12 protein-coding genes are annotated in these 18,178 nt (G+C 69.1%); 6 read left to right on the forward strand and 6 right to left on the reverse strand.

Annotated features, from left to right (window positions below):
- Positions 1–206: 206 nt before the first annotated feature.
- The 3 genes from BM070_RS00195 (at position 207) to BM070_RS00205 (ending at position 4,579) form a co-directional block, all read left to right on the forward strand.
- Positions 207–2,438, forward strand: a complete 2,232-nt coding sequence (locus BM070_RS00195) for a winged helix-turn-helix domain-containing protein (protein WP_092936427.1) — start codon at positions 207–209, stop codon at positions 2,436–2,438.
- Positions 2,439–3,417: 979 nt separating this feature from the next.
- Positions 3,418–4,023, forward strand: coding sequence for a recombinase family protein (locus BM070_RS00200; RefSeq protein WP_092936429.1), 606 nt, complete (start codon positions 3,418–3,420; stop codon positions 4,021–4,023).
- A gap of 202 nt (positions 4,024–4,225) precedes the next feature.
- Positions 4,226–4,579 carry a cupin domain-containing protein gene (locus BM070_RS00205; protein WP_092936431.1) on the forward strand — a complete coding sequence of 118 codons (354 nt, stop codon included), beginning with the start codon at positions 4,226–4,228 and terminating at the stop codon, positions 4,577–4,579.
- A 37-nt stretch (positions 4,580–4,616) separates the two neighbouring features.
- Here the strand turns inward: BM070_RS00205 and BM070_RS00210 are convergent, their stop codons facing one another.
- The 4 genes from BM070_RS00210 to BM070_RS00225 are packed head-to-tail and all read right to left on the reverse strand — an operon-like array spanning position 4,617 to position 11,863.
- A complete protein-coding gene (locus tag BM070_RS00210; RefSeq protein WP_092936433.1) occupies positions 4,617–7,124 on the reverse strand; it encodes a flavin-containing monooxygenase in 2,508 nt (835 codons plus the stop codon).
- Positions 7,111–8,769, reverse strand: coding sequence for a GMC family oxidoreductase (locus tag BM070_RS00215; protein WP_092936435.1), 1,659 nt, complete (start codon positions 8,767–8,769; stop codon positions 7,111–7,113). The genes BM070_RS00210 and BM070_RS00215 overlap by 14 nt, the downstream gene beginning before the upstream one ends.
- A gap of 24 nt (positions 8,770–8,793) precedes the next feature.
- The gene (locus BM070_RS00220) at positions 8,794–10,218 is read right to left on the reverse strand and encodes a coniferyl aldehyde dehydrogenase (protein WP_217648924.1); all 1,425 of its coding nucleotides are present in this window, start codon (positions 10,216–10,218) and stop codon (positions 8,794–8,796) included.
- A gap of 16 nt (positions 10,219–10,234) precedes the next feature.
- Positions 10,235–11,863: a long-chain-fatty-acid--CoA ligase gene (locus BM070_RS00225; protein WP_092936439.1), complete on the reverse strand. Its 1,629-nt coding sequence runs from the start codon at positions 11,861–11,863 to the stop codon at positions 10,235–10,237.
- Between the two features lie 142 nt (positions 11,864–12,005).
- Here BM070_RS00225 and BM070_RS00230 point away from each other — a divergent pair, with 142 nt between their 5' ends.
- Genes BM070_RS00230 through BM070_RS00240 form a run of 3 tightly spaced genes read left to right on the forward strand, consistent with a single transcriptional unit; the run spans position 12,006 to position 15,465 of the window.
- Entirely contained in the window at positions 12,006–13,028 is a 1,023-nt protein-coding gene (locus tag BM070_RS00230; RefSeq protein WP_245785056.1) for an AraC family transcriptional regulator, read from the forward strand.
- A gap of 53 nt (positions 13,029–13,081) precedes the next feature.
- Positions 13,082–14,110 (forward strand): P1 family peptidase, encoded by a 1,029-nt coding sequence (locus tag BM070_RS00235; RefSeq protein ID WP_092936443.1) that lies wholly within the window; start codon positions 13,082–13,084, stop codon positions 14,108–14,110.
- Positions 14,107–15,465: a TAXI family TRAP transporter solute-binding subunit gene (locus BM070_RS00240; RefSeq protein ID WP_092936445.1), complete on the forward strand. Its 1,359-nt coding sequence runs from the start codon at positions 14,107–14,109 to the stop codon at positions 15,463–15,465. The genes BM070_RS00235 and BM070_RS00240 overlap by 4 nt, the downstream gene beginning before the upstream one ends.
- Positions 15,466–15,636: 171 nt before the next feature.
- Here the strand turns inward: BM070_RS00240 and ettA are convergent, their stop codons facing one another.
- Both ettA and atpC read right to left on the reverse strand, forming a co-directional pair.
- The gene (ettA, locus tag BM070_RS00245) at positions 15,637–17,298 is read right to left on the reverse strand and encodes an energy-dependent translational throttle protein EttA (RefSeq protein ID WP_092936446.1); all 1,662 of its coding nucleotides are present in this window, start codon (positions 17,296–17,298) and stop codon (positions 15,637–15,639) included.
- 169 nt (positions 17,299–17,467) lie between these two features.
- Positions 17,468–17,914, reverse strand: a complete 447-nt coding sequence (gene atpC, locus BM070_RS00250) for an ATP synthase F1 subunit epsilon (RefSeq protein ID WP_175518383.1) — start codon at positions 17,912–17,914, stop codon at positions 17,468–17,470.
- Between the last annotated feature and the right edge of the window lie 264 nt (positions 17,915–18,178).

Raw genomic sequence — 18,178 nt, forward strand, 5'->3', positions numbered from 1 at the left:
GTTGCGGCGCTTGTGGATAGCCGTGCTATCCACTGCGCACCACGCCTTGCATCCCATCCCGCCCACACCGCTGCGCGACCCCTGGGAGATCGGGAACACGTTCTAAATCAAGAGTGATCTGGTGTCCGCAGATGCGGGGTGCAGTCCAGTCCTAGAAACCGGCAGCAACCCACGCAGAGCTTCTTCCTTGAAACGAGTCTTTTTCGATGGCGAAATTAGCGTTTGAGGGCTTTCTTGTCGATACAGATCGCCGGGTGCTTTTGCGCAACGGTGTACAGGTCGATTTGCAGCCTCTCGTGTTTGATCTGGTGAGCTTCCTGGCGAAGCGTCCGCGTCGCGTTGTATCCAAGGCGGAACTCCTGCCTGCGATCTGGCGTACCAGCTTTGTGACCGAGACTGTCGTCGCGCGTGCCGTGATGAAGGCGCGCCGAGCGCTGCTCGATGACGCCAGAGCGCCCCGGCTGCTCCGGACCGTGCCCCGACTCGGATATCTTTTTGACGCAGAGGTCAGCGAGCGCGGTTCCACGAAGGAGGACGATCCTGACACGACAGCGTGCGCAGTGGTCAGCGGGCCGCGATTGGCTCTGCTGCCGGTTCAGGATCGCACGGGCAATCCCGCCCTGTCCTGGGTGAGCGCAGGGCTGGCAGGCCTCATCCAGCAGTGGATAGAAGACATGGGCGGTTTCAGGCCAGTGCTTGCCACCGAAGCCCAGATCGCCAGTTGCATTGAGCTCCATGACAGCGGCACGCATGCCCCGCTTGGTCCCCGCCTCGGGGTCGTGGATGTCGTGCGGTCCGAGCTCTCCTGGCATGGACAGGTGTTCGTGCTGCGCGCTTGGCGTGGGATGAAGGCGCCCGGGATCCTGACTTTCGAGGAGCACGGTGGAGACGTCATCCGACTGGCGCGGCGCATGGCCCAAACCTTGACTGGCGAGCGCGTCCTAGACGAGCCGGCGCATGTGGACAGTTTCTGGCTGGAACAGTTGGCCATAGTCGTCTCGCTCAGGCAGGCGGGCTCCCCCGGCCGCGCGCTGTCCCTGTTGGAGAGTTGCCGATTGCACCTCCCCGAGACACTTTCGGTGCGCCTGCTGCATGTGCGCTTGTTGATTCAGTCAGGGGGGCATCTTGAAGCCATCGAGCGTGCGGACCTCGCCTTGGCAGATCCTGCCCTGCCTGAGCGGTCGCTGACGCGCGTCGAACTCCTGTCACTGCGCGCGCAGGGCGCCTTTGAAGCGGACCGGGTCGCCGAAGCACGGGCCTTCTTTGATGATGCATTGCGCCTGTCGGCGCAGGTGCCAGGGGCGCAGACGCTTCGCCCCGATATCTTGGGCAAGGCCGCGCGAGCGGCAGGCCGGCAACTGGACATCACCACGGCCTTGAGCCTTGGAGAACAGGGGGTTGAAGAAGCAGAGCAGCTCGGACAACTCGAGATCAAGGCACGAGCTTGGCTGATCCATGCAGCACTGCTGCGCGGCATGGATTTTCCGTACCGCGCCAGCGAGGCCTCCAAGCGTGCCTTCGATCTGGCCCAGCGCACGGATGTGCTGGAGTACAAGGCACGTGCATTCCGGTCGCAGGCAGCCGAGCATCATTACCAGCGCGAGTACGAGCGGGCCATCAAGGCAGTGCGCAAGAGTGTGTCCCTGTGGGTTCGAATCGGGGATCGTTCGAGCCTGCACTGGACCCAGCTGATGGAAGTGTCGCTGCTGATTGAAGCTGGGCTGTATCACGAGGCAACCGCCACAGCCAACAATGTGGCTGCTCAACGAGACCTGCAGAGGGCACAAAAAGGCTTGCTGCATTTCCTGCGGGCGCAGATGGAGTGGTGTGCGGGAGAGAGCGCCGCAGCGCTGGAGAGACTGCGGGCTTTCACGCTGGCAGCGGCTGGTTCAAACAGCCTGTATATCCAGATGGCCAAGGCCGAAATGGTTTTCCTGGCCATTGAGCTGCGACATCTCCATGAGGCCGCTCAGCTTGTCAGCGCTCTGATCATCCCCCCTACGGCAGGTTGCATGGAGCGGCGGCAGGCCGCCGTGGCTCTGGCACATGGAGATCGATTCCGTGCGATCGAATGCTTGCGACAAGTCTGGGAGAGCGGACAGTCCCTGGGCATTGAAGGGCTGCTGATCGCGGTGGATCTAGGGTGGCTCTTGCTGGAGACCGCGCTTCCCGGATTCGAAGATCCTGTGCTGGAAATGCTGTTTGCGCATGTGCTGGACTACTCGGAGGAGGCGCCGGAGGTGCGCCTGTTCCGGGCGGGCTATTTGCTGCGCCAGCGAGGGGGTGAGCATCAGCGTGCCGAGTGGAACGCAGAGGTGAAAAGATCACGCTCACTCGCCCGCCGCTGCCCCGTGATGGTCACCGAATCGTATCGCGAAGCGCTGGCCGCACGCGTGCCGGCTCCGCTCTCTCAGCTGTTCAGCAGGGTCTGTCGCTGAAGCCCCCCTGACCGCCTTGGTCATGCATTGGTCATGCTCAGTTTGTCGGGATCTTTTCAGAATGTACCCATTCGCTGGATGTGTTGAGTGAAAAGCATGGCGGGCCCTGAGAAGGCTGCGCCAGCCCCCTTCCCGAAACGGTCTGGTCTTCAGAGAACACGCGAAGCAATGTCCGCTCAGACCGACGAATAGGCGAAGACATTCACCTCACCGCGATGCCTTCTCGAAATCCCAGCGTCCGCCCAGGGCCCACAAGGTGGAGTCCAGGCGATGCAAGCACGACAACTGACTGAAACCATGATGATGGAAATCACGCCATGATGCATCGACACTGCTGCAGGAATGGTATGGGAGCGGCACCTGCCGCCCACTGGCGCCGCTGCACGCTTATTCAGCATGGCCCGCGGACACCATCGGCCTCGATGGTGGGTCGATGGACGCAGTTCACACGGGCCGCCGCAGAGAGCGTGGGCGAGGTGCTGAAGCAGAGCGGGGAGCGACGACGAGGTCCGTTCGAGAACCTCCGCGAACTGGTTCGAGGTGAACAAGGACTGGGGGGCTCCCCTGGCTTCGCTGATCGGTGCGGGCGGCGAGGTCGTGTCCAACGACCGCACCTCCATCAAACTCGAGCCCGCAATCCGGGAGCTGCGCACTTCGCTGCGACACAGCACCGCACAGGAGGCGTCGAAAGAGGCCCCCGGCGAGCCGTGCCGATGGCTTGGCCGACGGGAACGACTATCAGGGATGCCGTTTTTCGCTGTCCTGCCCCAACCGGCCCACAGAGCAGTTTTCGCGTCGTTGCCGCGGCTGGCTGGCCTCGCGTCCCCGCCATGCCTCCACCGCTGCGACCGACCGGAAACGCGTTCCAGCGTTGTGTCAGCCCCTTTCACCCAGCAACAGAAATGGCTTCAAAACAGGCACCATGCCTGCGCGTGCGCTCATGGAGAGGAAATACCAAAAGAAATAAAAGGCAACCATCATGCTGATCGGCTATGCGCGCGTATCGACAGAAGACCAGAGCCTCAACTTGCAAATACAGGCTCTTGAGGCCATTGGTTGCCAGCATATTTACACGGACCATGGAGTTTCGGGCCAGCGCACATCGCGCCCAGGTCTGGACCGGGCGCTGCGCCAGCTCAAGCCCGGGGGCAAGCTGGTAGTGTGGCGACTGGACCGGCTGGGTCGTTCGCTGACCCACCTGGTCAAGCTGATGGAGCAGCTAGGCCATAGGGAGGTGAGCTTCCAATCTCTCACCGAGGCCATCGACACCCATTCTTCTGGAGGTCGACTGTTGTTCCACATGATGGCCGCACTGGCCGAGTTCGAACGCTCACTGATCAGCGAACGTACGCGTGCCGGCATGCATGCGGCACGCAGCCAAGGTACGCGTCTGGGGCGACCCCCCTCGCTGACGCCGCAGCAATGCCAGCGAGCATGCACCCTGCGCCGGGTGCACGGCTGGACGACGCTGCAGGTCGCGCATGAATTCGGCGTGCATCCGCGGACGCTTCTGCGCCACGTCGCGGAGTTCTGCGGCAATGCCCGGCATGGCATGTGCATCCACTGCATGCAGGAACCAACCTGAACAACGCGGGTGCGTCCATACGTCTCCCGTCTGGATGAGGTCACAAGGGGCGATGCGCCGGCCGCCGGCAGATTGCGCTGAAGCGCCGGCCCCATAGCGCATTTGCCGCTGAACGGGGCCGCCACTTCCGCACCACGCGGGCGGCCTGCGCTTCTAGCATCGGTGCATCCGAAACAACCCTTGCGCCGCTGGAGCCCAACCCATGTCCGATCTGCTCGTCACCTTCAACTTCGACCAACTCGGCGAAGCCCGCGAATACCGTCCGCCGGCCGACCGCGTGATCGAAGGCGACATCGTCTGCCGCAACTGGGACATCGACAGCGCCAAGGACGGCGCCGTGCGTGCCGGCGTCTGGGAAGCCACGCCCGGCGTGAACCACTCCATCAAGGGCGAGACCTGGGAGTTCTGCCTGATCCTCTCCGGCGTGGTGGAGATCACCGAGCGCGGCCACGAGCCCAAGATCTACAAGGCCGGCGACTGCTTCATCATGAAGCCCGGCTACGTGGGCACCTGGCGCACCATCGAGACGGTGCGCAAGGTGTGGGTCATCGCCTGAGAACGTTTTCACGTTCTGACGTCCCTCCTCCGTTCCTTCACGGCGTAGCCACCGCCTCCGGGCTCGCGGCCTTCGTCTTCGCTGCCGCCGCACTGCGTGCCGAGGCGATGGCCGCTTCGCGGCCCGCCGCGCTCTGCACCAGCTGGTTTGCGAACGCGCCCAGCGCATCGATGGCCTGCGCCGCCGAGCGCAGCCAGGCCGACTGCAGGTGGAACACATGCCAGCGCCCCTGCCAGACCTGCAGGCGGCATTCGACGCCGGCCTGCTCCAGCCGGGCCGCCAGCCTCAGCGAATCGTCCAGCAGCACTTCCCGCTCGCCAACCTGGATCATCACCGGAGGCAGGCCCGAGAGATCGGCCTGCAGCGGACGGTGTTCCGCCGCGCCGGCCGGCGCCGCATACCAGCCCAGCCCCTGGCGCAGCCAGCCTTCGCGGATCATCGGGTCCGCCGCGCGCCGGGTGGCGAGGCTCGCGCCCTGTAGCGCCGGGTCGGTCACGGGCGAGATCAGCAATGCACCGGCCGGCAGCGGCTGGCCTGAGCGCCTGAGCGACAGCAGCAGCGCCATGACCAGCGCGCCCCCGGCCGAATCGCCGGCGAGCACGATGCGTTCGGGCGCCACGCCGCGCTCCAGCAGGGCCTGGTAGCAGGCGCGGGCGTCGTCCAGGGCGGCGGGGTACGGGTGCTCGGGCGCGAGGCGGTAGTCGGGCACGGCCACCACGGCACCGGCCGCCAGGGCCAGCCGGGTGGTGATGCTGCGGTGCGTGCGCGGGCTGCCCAGGCAAAACGCGCCGCCGTGCAGGTAGAGCACATGCGTGCGTCCCTCGCCCGCAGTGGGCGCGACGATCTGCACCGGCACGCCGCCCCAGCGCTCCTGGTAGCTCAGGGTGCCGCGCACGCCCGGCATGAACGGCGACAGCAGGCCCACCACCGCACGCTGCCAGCCGGCGCCGAAGGGCGGGCCGATGAGGCTCTTGAAGCCCAGCCGCAGGAAGCCGCGCAGGAACCCGGCAGGCAGCGCTTCGGCCGCGCCCGGCGCAGGCGCGATGCGCGTGGCGTCGGCGCCCGCCTGGGCGCTCTGCATCCGGTAGGCATTCAGGCCCGACCAGCGCGTGGCCATCCGGTAGCTCAGCGTGAAGCCCGGCCAGTTGGTGCTGTTGTGGCCGTTGGCATCCACGTACCAGCTCTTGCAGCCGTTCCAGACGGTCTGCCGCAGGCGCTGCTGGATGTGGCGGTTGTAGCGCTCGAAGCGCTGCGCATCGGGCTCGATGGTGGCCGCACCCGCCCGCTCCATGGCGCCCACGCAGCGCATGACGTGGGCGATCTGGCTCTCGATCATGTACACGATCGAGTTGTGGCCCAGGTTGGTGTTGGGGCCGTAGAGCATGAAGAAGTTGGGAAAGCCCGGCACGGTGATGCCCAGGTAGGCCGCCGCGCCGCGCTGCCAGGCGGCGTTCAGGTCCAGGCCGCCGCGCCCGGTGATCTTCATGGGCGAGAGGAACTGCGTCGCCGCGAAGCCCGTGCCATAGACGATCACGTCGGCGCGGTGCAGCCGGCCGTCGCGGGTGCGGACGCCTTCCGGCTCCACCCGGTCGATGGCGCCGGTCTGCACATGCACGTTGCTGCGCGCCATGGTCGCCAGGTAGTCGCTCGACAGCAGGATGCGCTTGCAGCCGATGGGGTAGTCGGGCGTGAGGGTTTCGCGCAGCGCCGCATCGGGCACCTGCCGCCCCAGCATCTTGCGGAACGGCCGGCCCACGGCCCACTGCATCAGCCCCTTGAAGCGCGTGAAGGCCAAGGCCCGCGATTCGTACTTGGCGTAGATCCAGGCGCGGTGCAGGCGCATGGCGCCGGGCACGAAGCGGAACAGCGCCTTCTCCAGCCCGCCGTAGGCCCGGTCGGGGCGCGGCATCATGTAGCTGGGCGAGCGCTGGAACACATGCAGCTCCTGCACCCGGCCGGCGATGGCCGGCACGAACTGGATGGCCGATGCGCCGGTGCCGATCACGGCCACGCGCTTCCCGGCCAGGTCAACGCCCTGGTCCCAGCGCGCCGAATGGAAGCTGGGGCCGGCGAAGCTCTCGATGCCGGCGATGGCCGGCAGCGCCGGCCGGCTGAGCTGGCCCGTGCCGCTGACCAGGAACTGCGCTGCCAGCCGCTGGCCGTCCTGCAGTTGCACCAGCCAGCGCTGGCCGGCCTCGTCCCACGCGGCGGAGGCGACTTCGCTCTGCAGGCGCACATGGCGCAGCAGGTCGTAGCGGCGGGCGCAGTGGCGCAGGTACTCCAGGATCTCCTGCTGCGGCGCGAACACACGGCTCCAGCGCGGGTTGGGCTCGAAGGAGAACGAATACAGGTGCGAGGGCACGTCGCAGGCGGCGCCGGGGTAGGCGTTGTCGCGCCAGACGCCGCCCACGTCGCCGGCCTTTTCCAGGAGGGCGAAGTCTTCGATGCCGGCCTTGCGCAGCGCGATGGCCATGCCCAGGCCGGCGAAGCCGGTGCCGATGATGAGGAAGCGATAGGCGGTGATGGCGGGTTCAGGCGAGCGCATGGTCGGCCTCCGGTGCGGTCAGGGGAGATGCGGCCTGCTCCGGCGCGATGCGCTGGCGGCCGAGGATGAGATCCACCGCCTTCTCGGCGATCATGATCGTGGGCGCATTGGTGTTGCCGCCGATCAGCGTCGGCATCACCGAGGCATCGACGATGCGCAGCCGGTCCAGCCCGCGCACGCGCAGCTGTGGATCGACCACCGCGTTCTCGTCCTCGCCCATGCGGCAGGTGCCGACGGGGTGATAGACGGTGTCGGTGCGCGCGCGCAGCACGGCGCGGATCTGTTCGTCCGTCTCCACGCCCTGCGTGAACATGTCGCGGCGCAGCCAGCGCGCCATGGCGGGCGCCTGCATGATCTTCTGCGTGATGCGAAAGCCCCGCACCATGTCTTCCAGGTCCTGCCCGTCGGCGTAGAAGGCCGGGTCGATCAGCGGCGCGGCCAGCGGGTCGCGGCTGGCCAGGGCCACGCTGCCCCGGCTGCGCGGGCGCAGCAGGCAGACGTGGCACGAGAGGCCATGGCCGCCGTGGAAGCGCCGGGCATGGTTGTCCACCATGGCGACGACGAAGTGCAGCTGCAGGTCCGGCCGCTCGGCGTCGGGACGCGAGCGCAGGAAGCCGCCGCATTCGGCGAAGTTGGAGGTCAGCATGCCGCGCCGCTCGCGCCGGTAGCGCAGCGCCTCGCGGGCCATGCGCAGGCCGCCCCTGGCCGACACGCCCATCGCGGCGGTGGTGTCCACCTGGTAGCCGAAGACGAAGTCCGGATGGTCCTGCAGGTTCTGCCCGACGCCGGGCAGGTGCATCACCATCGGCAGGCCGTGCGCGGACAGGGCATGCAGCGGGCCCACGCCCGAGAGCATCAGCAGCTGCGGCGTCTGCAGCGCGCCGGTGGCCAGGATCACCTCGCGCCGGGCGTGCACGCGGCGCACCACGCCGTCCTGCAGGTATTCGACGCCCACGGCGCGGCGGCCGTCGAACAGCACGCGCAAGGCGCGCGCATGGGTGCGGACCTCCAGGTTCTGGCGCCGCCCCAGGTGCGGCAGCAGGTAGGCGCGGGCCGCGCTGCAGCGCTCGCCGTGCTTTTGCGTGAGCTGATAGACGCCCACGCCCTCCTGCTCGGCGCCGTTGAAGTCGGCGTTCACCGCATGGCCGGCCTGCCGCCCGGCGTCGAGGAAGTCGGCGTGCAGGGGGTTGTCGGTGCGCGGGTCGGCCACCCAGAGCGGCCCTTCGCTGCCGTGCCAGGCATCGTGGATGCTCTCGTTGTGCTCGGAGAGGCGGAAGTACGGCAGCACCTCGTCGTAGGACCAGCCCGCGGCGCCCATGCGCGCCCAGTCGTCGTAGTCGCTGCGATGGCCGCGGATATAGACCATGGCGTTGATCGCCGAGGAGCCGCCCAGCGTGCGCCCGCGCGGCTGGTAGCCCCGGCGCCCGCCCAGGCCGGGCTGGGGCACGGTCTCGAAGGCCCAGTTGTTCAGGTGCGTGGGGATCATCGCCACCGCGCCCGCCGGCATGCGGATGAGCATGTCGTCGCCCCGGCCGCCGGCCTCCAGCAGGCAGACGCTGTTGGCAGGGTCTTCCGTCAGCCGCCCGCCCAGCACGCAGCCGCCGGAGCCGCCACCCACCACCACGAAATCGAAGATGTCGCTCATTTTCCTGTCTCCTTTGTCGTCACTTCAGGTCAGCCGCTCCAGCAGCCCGAGCAGGCGCTCGAAGGTCTTGCCGTAGGGCGGATGGAACAGGCCGCTGCCGTTCAGCCGCGCCTGACGGAAGACCGGCTTGAGGTGGCTCAGCCGATCGAAGCCCCAGCGGCCGTGGTAGGCGCCCTGCCCGCTCGCGCCCACGCCGCCGAAGGGCTGGTGCTCCTGGACCAGATGCCACAGGCAGTCGTTGACGGTGACGCCACCGGCCAGGGTCTCGTTCAAGACCCGCTCGCAAGCGGCCCGGTCGCGCCCGAACCAGTAGAGCGCCAGCGGCGGATCGCCCGCCCGCACATGGGCGATGGCCGCGTCGGTGCCGGCCACCTCCACGATGGGCAGCACCGGCCCGAAGATCTCTTCCTGCATCAGGCGCATGCCGGGCGTGGCGCCCAGCACCAGGGTGGGCGGCAGCTTGCGCGTGCCGGTGCCGAAGTCTTCGTGCGCGGGGTTCACTTCGACGATGCGCGCGCCCTGCGCACGGGCATCGTCCAGCAGCACCAGCAGGCGCTGGCGGTGGCGCTCGCTCACGACGGCGGTGTAGTCCGGGTTGTCGCGCAGCCGGGGGTAGAGCCGGCCCATGGCAGCGGCCAGGCCCTGTGCCACCGCCTCGCCCTGCCCGGCCGGCACCAGCAGGTAGTCGGGCGCGATGCAGGTCTGCCCGGCATTGAGCAGCTTGCCGAAGGCGATGCGCGGCAGGGCCTCGCGCAGGTCGCAGCTGGCGTCGAGGATGGCGGGCGACTTGCCGCCCAGCTCCAGCGTCACCGGCACCAGGTTCTTCGCCGCGGCCTGGGCCACCAGCCGCCCGACCGCCGTGGAGCCGGTGAAGAACAGGTGGTCGAAGGGCAGCTCCACGAAGGCGCGGCCCACATCCGCATCGCCCGTGACCACGGCCATCTCCGACGGGTCGAACGCATCGGCCACAGCCTGGGCCAGCTCGGCCGCGAAGCGCGGCGTGAACTCCGACGGCTTGATCAGCACCCGGTTGCCCGCCGCCAGCGCGGCCAGCGCCGGCCCCAGCGCCAGCTGCAGCGGGTAGTTCCAGGGCGAGACCACGCCGACCACGCCCAGCGGCTGCGGCAGCAGGCGGTTGCCGCCCGGCAGGAAGTGCAGCTGCGTGGGCACGCGGCGCGGCCGCATCCAGCCGCGCAGGTGGCGCAGCGCGTGGCGGATGCCGGCGCGCACCACGAACAGCTCGGCCAGCTGGCTCTCGTGCACGCTGCGGCCGCCGAAGTCGGCGTCGATGGCGGCGATGAAGCGCTGCTCGTAGGTATGGGTGAGCGCCAGCAGGCGGCGCAGCCGGTCGGCACGCACCGGCCAGGCAGGCATGGGCTCCTTGCCGAAGGCCGCGCGCTGCAGGGCCAGCAGGCCGGCCAGCTGGGCGGCGGAATGGGCGGGGTTCATCTGCATGGCGGCCTCCTCACGCCGCCACGGCGGCGGCATCGGAGCGGCGCGCGGCGAAGCGCTCGCGCAGCGGCTGCTTGGCGATCTTGCCGGTGGGGCCGATGGGCAGCGCATCGACGAACTCCACCGCATCGGGCACCTGCCACTTCGGCAGCCTGCCCGCGAGGAAACCGCGCAATGCGTCGCCGCTGACTTCGGCGCCCGGTCGCAGCACGGCCAACAGCAGGGGACGCTCGTCCCATTTGGGATCGGGCACGCCGATGCAGGCGGCCATGGCCACCGCCGGATGCTCGAGCGCGGCGTTTTCCACGTCGATGGAGCTGATCCATTCGCCGCCGGACTTGATCAGATCCTTGGCCCGGTCGGTGATCTGCATGAAGCCCTCGGCGTCGATGCAGGCGACGTCGCCCGTGCGGAACCAGCCGTCCTCGGTGGCCGGGCGCTCATGGTTGAAGTAGCGCTCCACGACCCACGGCCCGCGCACCAGCAGCTCGCCCTGGCTGCGGCCGTCGAACGGCAGATCGGCGCCGTTCGCGTCCACCAGCCGCATCTCCACGCCGCACACCGCCCGGCCCTGCTTGGCCTGCAACGCAACCCGTGCGCCGTCGTCCAGCCCGGCCTGCGACCGCTTGGGCTGGTTCACCGTGCCCAGGGGCGAGAGTTCCGTCATGCCCCAGGCATGGATGACCTCGACGCCGTGGCGGCCCTGGAAGGCGCGGATCAGCGCCGGCGGGCAGGCCGCTCCGCCGACGACCAGGCGCCGCAGGCTGCCGAACCGCAGCGCATGGCGCTCGACATGGTCGAGCAGCATCTGCCAGACCGTGGGCACGCCGGGCGAGATATCGACCGCCTCGGCCTCCATCAGCTCATGGACCGATGCGCCATCGAGCCGCGGCCCGGGAAACACCAGCTTGCACCCCGTAAGCGCCGCCGCGTAGGGCACGCCCCAGGCATTGACGTGGAACATGGGCACCACGGGCATCACGCTGTTGCGCGCCGACAGGCCCAGCGAGTCGGGCAGCGCGACGCCGTAGGCATGCAGCACGGAGGAGCGGTGGCTGTAGAGAACGCCCTTGGGGTTGCCCGTGGTGCCGCTGGTGTAGCAGAGGCTGCTGGCGGCTTCCTCGTCCAGCGCGGGCCAGTCGAGCGGCGCATCGCTTTGCGCGCCGATCAGGGTTTCGTAGTCGTCGGGGCGGCCGTTGCCCGCCAGCTCCACCCACTGGGCGACGCCTGGGCAATGGGGCTTGACGGCCTCGACCAGCGGCGCGAAGGTCGTGTCGAAGCACACCACCCGGCTGCCGGCGTCGCCCAGCATCCAGGCGATCTGCTGCGGCGCCAGGCGCGGATTGACGGTGTGCAGGATGCGGCCCGAGGCCGACACGCCGAAGTACAGCTCCAGGTGCCGATAGCCGTTCCAGGCGATGGTGGAGACGCGGTCGCCGGGTTCCACGCCCGAGGCATCGAGCCAGCGCGCCACGCGCCGCGCCCGGGCCGCGACCTGGGTCCAGTTGCTGCGGTGGATGTCGCCTTCCACGCGGCGGCTGACGATCTCGGTGCCGCCGTGGTTGCGTTCGGCATGGTCGATCAGCATGCCGATGGTCAGCATGCGGCGCTGCATTTGTCCGGGGGGAATTCTCTGGCTCATCCTTGTCTCCATGTCGTTGGTTTGAATGAATGAGCCCCATCATCAAATCCGGGCCGGCGCCCCACAAGGCGCAGTGAGGCCAGCCACTTTAGAATTCGGGCCAACCGAAAGGCATTGAGGGTAAGTCTGGATGAGCTTTCTGATGTTCCGGCGAGGCGTCACCGGCGCCCGCCTGCTGCTGGAGTACGGCCGCGAACAGGGATTGGCCGACGCCGCCTTGCTCGAGGGCAGCGCCATCGATGCGTCGTTGATCGCCGAGCCTGATGCCGAGCTGGAGCCCGAGCAGGAGCTTCGGGTGGCACGCAACCTGTCGCGCCTGCTCGGGCATCCGCCGGGGCTCGGCCTGCAGCTGGGCCTGCGCTACCGGCTGGGCAATTTCGGGCTCTGGGGCTACGGCCTGCTCAGCAGCCCCACGGTGGGCGTGGCGCTGGAGACGGCCATGCGATTCCTGCCCCTGACCTACGCTTGCTCGGCCATCAGCATGCGGGTGCTGCCCGACGAGGTGGAAGTGCATTTCAACGAACCCGCGCTGGCCAGCGGCCTCTCGCGGCTGCTGGTCGAACGCGACCTGGCCGCTGCCGCCATGCTGATAGCGCAGGTGGCGGGCGACGGCCTGCAACTGCGCCGGGTGGCGCTCAAGGCCGTGCCGGGGCGCGCCGGCGTGGTCCCGCCGGAGATGCAGCACGGCATCCTGGGCGCGGTGCCCGACTTCAAGGCGCGCGAATACGTCATCGCCTTCGACCGGGCTTGGATGGCCAAGCCGCTGCCTCAGGCCGATGCGGCCACCGCCGCCCTGTGCGAACGCATGTGCCAGAAGCTCATGGACGACAGGCGCATGGACGTCGGGTCCACGGCCATGGTCCGGCACCAGCTGGCCGCGATGCCGCCGGGGCTGCTGCCCAGCCTGCACCGCATCGCCGGCCTGCTCGGCACCAGCGAACGCACGCTCAAGCGCCGGCTTCAGGAGGAAGGCACCTCGTTCCGGCAGCTCACGCAAGAGGCACAGGCCGCCGCCGCCGCCGCGCTGGTGGGAGAGGCGCAGCTGTCGCTGACCGAAGTCGCCGAGCGCATGGGCTACTCCGACCTTTCGGCCTTCTCGCAGGCCTTCAAGCGCTGGCACGGCGTGTCGCCGGACGGGTTCCGGCGCGCATCCGGCGCCGGCTGACCGCTGGCCTGCGCTATGGTGGCGCCCCGCCCACGCACCCACCCACATCTGACATGCCCCTGCCCTCGCATTCCCTGCCCCCTGCCGGCGACGCCGGCTCCATCACCCGCGTCGCCGGCATCGAGGTCGGCCACTGCACCGACACGCGCCGGCCCACCGGCTGCAGCGTGGTCATCGCCCGCGAGGGCGCGGTGGCCGGCGTGGACGTGCGCGGCGCAGCGCCCGGCACGCGCGAGACCGATCTGCTGGAGCCCACGCACCTGGTCGAGCGCATCCATGCCGTGATGCTGGCCGGCGGCAGCGCCTTCGGGCTGGATGCGGCCAGCGGCGCGGTGCGCTGGCTGGAAGAGCGCGGCATCGGCCTGGACGTGGGCGTGGCCCGCATTCCGCTGGTGCCGGCGGCCGTGCTGTTCGACCTGACCGTGGGCGATGCGCGCATCCGCCCCGATGCCGCCGCGGGCTACGCCGCCTGCTCTGCCGCCTCGCGCGAAGACCCGGCCGAAGGCAACGTCGGCGCGGGCGCGGGCGCCGCGGTGGGCAAGCTCTTCGGCATGGACCGGGCCATGAAGGGCGGCATCGGCAGCGCCTCGATCACCGTGGAGGGCGTGACCGTGGGAGCGCTGGTGGCCTGCAACGCGGCGGGCGACGTGGTGGACCCGGACACCGGCCGCCCCGTGGCCGGCGCCCGCACGGCCGATGGCCTGCGGCTGCACGACACGCGCCGCGCCCTGCTGGCCGGCGACGCGCCGCAGAGCCTGCTGGCCGGCACCAACACCACCATCGGCGTGGTGGCGACCGATGCGGCCATCACCAAGGCACAGGCCCGCCGGCTGGCGGTGTGCGCGCACGACGGGCTGGCCCGCGCCATCAACCCCGTGCACACCCTGTCGGACGGCGACACGCTGTTCGCCCTGGGCACGGGCCTCGCCGGCCGCACGCTGGGCATGATGGTGCTCTGCACCCTGGCGGCCGAGGTCACGGCCCGCGCCACGCTGCGCGCCGTCTGGGCCGCGCAAGGCATCACCACCGCGCAGGGCCTGCACCTGCCGGGCGCCGCCGATCTGGCCGGAGGCCGGCCATGAACCTGCTGGCCGCGCGATCGCGCACCGCCGCCCGGCGCCTGCGCACCGCCTTGCTGAACGTGCGCGACCTGCTGCTCTCGGCCGGGCCGCTCGCCTTCCTGGCCGTGGGCCTGGTGGCGCTGGCCTACTGGTGGCTGCAGCCCAACCCGCCGCGCCGCGTGACCCTGGCCACCGGGCCCGCACAGAGCGCCTATGCCGAATTCGGCCAGCGCTACCGCAAGGCCCTGGCGGCCGATGGCATCGACGTGGTGCTGCTGGAAAGCGAGGGCTCGTCGGCCAACCTGCAGCTGCTGCGCGACGGCGCGGCCGACCTCGCCTTCGTGCAGGGCGGCACCGGCGAGCTGCAGCCCGGCGACGCCGAGGAGCTGGAATCGCTGGGCAGCCTGTTCGTCGAACCCATCTGGCTCTTCTACCGCGAAGATGCGGCCCGCCGCGTCACCGAGAGTGGCCGGCTGACCAGCCTGGCGCAGCTGCGCGGCCTGCGCGTGAACGTGGGCACACCGGGCAGCGGCGTGCCCACGCTGATGGACAAGCTGCTGGAGGCCAACCGCGTGGACCCGGCCCGCGTGCACCGCACCCAGCTGGGCCAGACGCCCGCGACGGTGGACTTCCTCGCCGGCCGGCTGGATGCGCTGGTGTTCGCGTCCGCACCCGAATCGCTGATGGTGCAGATGCTGCTGCAGACGCCCGGCGTGCGGCTGATGGACTTTCCGCAGAACGAGGCCTACGGCCGGCGCTTTCCCTTCCTCACGCCCGTCACGCTGCCGCGCGGCGTGGTCGATCTGGCCGCCAACGTGCCGCCGTCGGACGTGCGGCTGGTGGCCTCCACCACCTCGCTGCTGGCCCGCGACGGCACGCACCCGGCGCTGCTGCAGCTCTTCGCGCAGGCCGCGCAGACGCTGCACGGCGGCGCGGGCTGGTTCAACCGGGCGCGGGACTTTCCCAACACCCGCCACAGCGAGCTGCCCATCGCGGCCGAGGGCGACCGCGCCATCAACGGCTCGCCGCCGCTGCTGCAGCGCTACCTGCCGTTCTGGCTCGCCAACCTGATCGAGCGCATGTGGCTGGTGCTGGGCGTGCTGCTGGCGGCCATGCTGCCGCTCTCGCGCATCGTGCCGCCGCTCTACCAGTTCCGCGTGCGCTCGCGCGTGTTCCGCTGGTACGGCCGGCTGCGCGAGATCGAGGACGAGATGGAAACCGGCCAGAGCACGCCCGAGGCGCTGCGCACGCAGCTGGACCGGCTGGAGGCGCAGGTCGAGAAGGTGAGCGTGCCGCTCTCCTATGCCGAGGAGCTGTACGCGCTGCGCAACCACATCCATCTGGTGCGGCGCAAGCTGCGGCCTGCACAGGGCTGATGCAGGCGGCTGCTGCCGATCCAGGCATCGAAACCGCCCACAGCGCTTGATATACCCGGGCATAGCGCTACTGAATCAATAGCAAAAAGCCTCCATCCCCTGGCCAGGGATGGAGGCTTTTTTCCAAGGCGGCAGGCGGGCGGATCGCCGGCCTGCGCTGGAGCTTGACGCTTACTTGAGCGCCTTGTAGCGCATGCGCTTGGGCTTGGCGCCCTCTTCGCCCAGGCGCTTCTTCTTGTCGGCTTCGTATTCCTGGTAGTTGCCGTCGAAGAACACCCACTGGCTGTCGCCTTCGGCGGCCAGGATGTGGGTGGCGATACGGTCGAGGAACCAGCGGTCATGGCTGATGACCAGCACGGTGCCGGCGTATTCCAGCAGCGCGTCTTCCAGGGCGCGCAGGGTTTCCACGTCCAGGTCGTTCGAGGGTTCGTCCAGCAGCAGCACGTTGCCGCCCGCGATCAGCGTCTTGGCCAGGTGCAGCCGGCCGCGTTCACCGCCCGAGAGGCTGCCCACCTTCTTCTGCTGGTCGCCGCCGTTGAAGTTGAAGCGGCCCGCATAGGCGCGGCTGGCCATCTGGAACTTGCCGATGTTGATGATGTCCAGGCCGCCCGAGATGTCTTCCCAGACGGTCTTCTCGTCGGAGAGGGCATCGCGGTTCTGGTCCACGTAGGCCATCTTGACGGTGGCGCCGATCACCACTTCGCCGCTGTCGGGCTGCTCGCGGCCGGCGATCAGCTTGAACAGCGTGGACTTGCCGGCCCCGTTCGGGCCGATGATGCCGACGATGGCGCCGGCCGGGATGTTCATCGACAGGTTGTCGATCAGCACGCGGTCGCCGAAGGACTTGGTCACGCCCTTGAATTCGATGACCTGGGTGCCCAGGCGGTCGGCCACGGGAATGAAGATTTCCTGCGTTTCGTTGCGCTTCTGGTATTCGAAATCGCTCAGCTCCTCGAAGCGGGCGATACGCGCCTTGGACTTGGCCTGGCGGCCCTTGGCGTTCTGGCGCACCCACTCCAGTTCCTTCTTCAGGGCCTTGGCGCGGGCTTCCTCGCCCTTTTGCTCGGATTCGAGGCGGGCCTGCTTCTGGTCCAGCCAGGTGCTGTAGTTGCCCTTGTACGGAATGCCGTGGCCGCGGTCGAGTTCGAGAATCCACTCGGCCGCGTTGTCGAGGAAGTAGCGATCGTGGGTGATGGCCACCACGGTGCCGGAGAAGCGGTGCAGGAACTGCTCCAGCCAGTCCACGGACTCGGCGTCCAAGTGGTTGGTGGGTTCGTCGAGCAGCAGCATGTCGGGCTTGGACAGCAGCAGGCGGCACAGCGCGATACGGCGCTTTTCACCGCCGGAGAGCACGCCCACCGTGGCTTCCCAGGGCGGCAGGCGCAGGGCGTCGGCGGCGATTTCCAGCTGGTGCTCGGAGTCGGTGCCGGCCGTGGCGATGATGGCTTCCAGGCGGGCCTGCTCGGCGGCCAGCGCGTCGAAGTCGGCGTCGGGCTCGGCATAGGCGGCGTACACCTCTTCGAGCTTGGCCTTGGCGGCGAAGACTTCGCCCATGGCCTCTTCCACGCTCTCGCGCACGGTGTGGTCGGGGTTGAGCTGCGGCTCCTGCGGCAGATAGCCGATCTTCAGGCCCGGCATGGGGATGGCTTCGCCCTCGATCTCCTTGTCGACGCCGGCCATGATCTTCAGCAGCGTGGACTTGCCCGAGCCGTTCAGGCCCAGCACGCCGATCTTGGCGCCGGGGAAGAAGGAGAGCGAGATGTCCTTCAAGATCTGCCGCTTCGGGGGCACGGTCTTGCTGACGCGGTTCATCGAATAAACGTACTGGGCCATTGGCTTTCTTTCCTTGGAATGGGGGCGGCGCTGCCGGCGCGGCAGGCACGGCGGGGTGCCGGGCATGCGCCGTGCGAGACGCGGTTCAACCCGCGATTATCGGATGCTTTGGCCCGGCGCCGCCCGCGACCGCCCTGGACCGCACTTGACCGCCCTCTGCAGGCGCGGATCAGGGCCGGGAGCGCCCGCGCAGCTCGTGCGCCCAGTGCGCGGCGGAGGCCATCAGCTCGGCCTGGATCTTCGCGTGGTCGATCTCGCCCAGCGCCTGGTGCAACTGGCTCGCGGCCTGCTGGCGCGCGGCCTCGGCGCGGGCCGCGTCCAGGTCGGCCGAGCGCACGGCGGTGTCGGCCAGCACGGTGACGCCGCCGGGCTGCACCTCGACGTAGCCGCCCGAGACGAACACCGAAACGCGCTCGCCTTCCGGCGTCTCGCAATGCACGAAGCCTTCGCGCAGGCGGCTGAGCAGCGGCGTGTGGCCGCTCAGCACGCCGAAGGAGCCCTCGGCGCCCGGCACCGTGGCCACGCGCACCTCGCCCGCCCAGACGACGCCCTCCATGTGGACGATGGCAAGGCGCAGCGGACCTGCGGCGGGAGTCGGAAGAGAGGCGGAAGGCATGGCAGGAAGACGCGGGCAACGGAGCAGCAGACAGAGCCCCCAGTCTAGCCCCCGCAGCCCGCGGGGGAGGCCGCAGCATCGCCCGAAAAGCGACATGGGACACATGTGCGGCAACTCATGCCACAATCACCACTCAGCCGCCGGCTCCAGTGACCGGCGGACTCAGCAACCTGCTGGGGATCCGAAGGCCGCCTTGCGGCGCCTTCTCGCTCCCGATCCTGAAGAATCATCTGCCTAATACTGGCCGCAGCCCCACGGGTTCGC

The organism is Paracidovorax wautersii, assembly GCF_900113035.1.
GTDB classification, from domain to species: domain Bacteria; phylum Pseudomonadota; class Gammaproteobacteria; order Burkholderiales; family Burkholderiaceae_C; genus Paracidovorax; species Paracidovorax wautersii.

Coding starts and splice junctions, on each gene's coding strand:
- BM070_RS00195 (WP_092936427.1), top strand. CDS start 207: ATGGCGAAATTAGCGTTTGAGGGCTTTCTTGTCGATACAGATCGCCGG.
- BM070_RS00200 (WP_092936429.1), top strand. CDS start 3,418: ATGCTGATCGGCTATGCGCGCGTATCGACAGAAGACCAGAGCCTCAAC.
- BM070_RS00205 (WP_092936431.1), top strand. CDS start 4,226: ATGTCCGATCTGCTCGTCACCTTCAACTTCGACCAACTCGGCGAAGCC.
- BM070_RS00210 (WP_092936433.1), bottom strand. CDS start 7,124: ATGCGCTCGCCTGAACCCGCCATCACCGCCTATCGCTTCCTCATCATC.
- BM070_RS00215 (WP_092936435.1), bottom strand. CDS start 8,769: ATGAGCGACATCTTCGATTTCGTGGTGGTGGGTGGCGGCTCCGGCGGC.
- BM070_RS00220 (WP_217648924.1), bottom strand. CDS start 10,218: ATGAACCCCGCCCATTCCGCCGCCCAGCTGGCCGGCCTGCTGGCCCTG.
- BM070_RS00225 (WP_092936439.1), bottom strand. CDS start 11,863: ATGAGCCAGAGAATTCCCCCCGGACAAATGCAGCGCCGCATGCTGACC.
- BM070_RS00230 (WP_245785056.1), top strand. CDS start 12,006: ATGTTCCGGCGAGGCGTCACCGGCGCCCGCCTGCTGCTGGAGTACGGC.
- BM070_RS00235 (WP_092936443.1), top strand. CDS start 13,082: ATGCCCCTGCCCTCGCATTCCCTGCCCCCTGCCGGCGACGCCGGCTCC.
- BM070_RS00240 (WP_092936445.1), top strand. CDS start 14,107: ATGAACCTGCTGGCCGCGCGATCGCGCACCGCCGCCCGGCGCCTGCGC.
- ettA (WP_092936446.1), bottom strand. CDS start 17,298: ATGGCCCAGTACGTTTATTCGATGAACCGCGTCAGCAAGACCGTGCCC.
- atpC (WP_175518383.1), bottom strand. CDS start 17,914: ATGCCTTCCGCCTCTCTTCCGACTCCCGCCGCAGGTCCGCTGCGCCTT.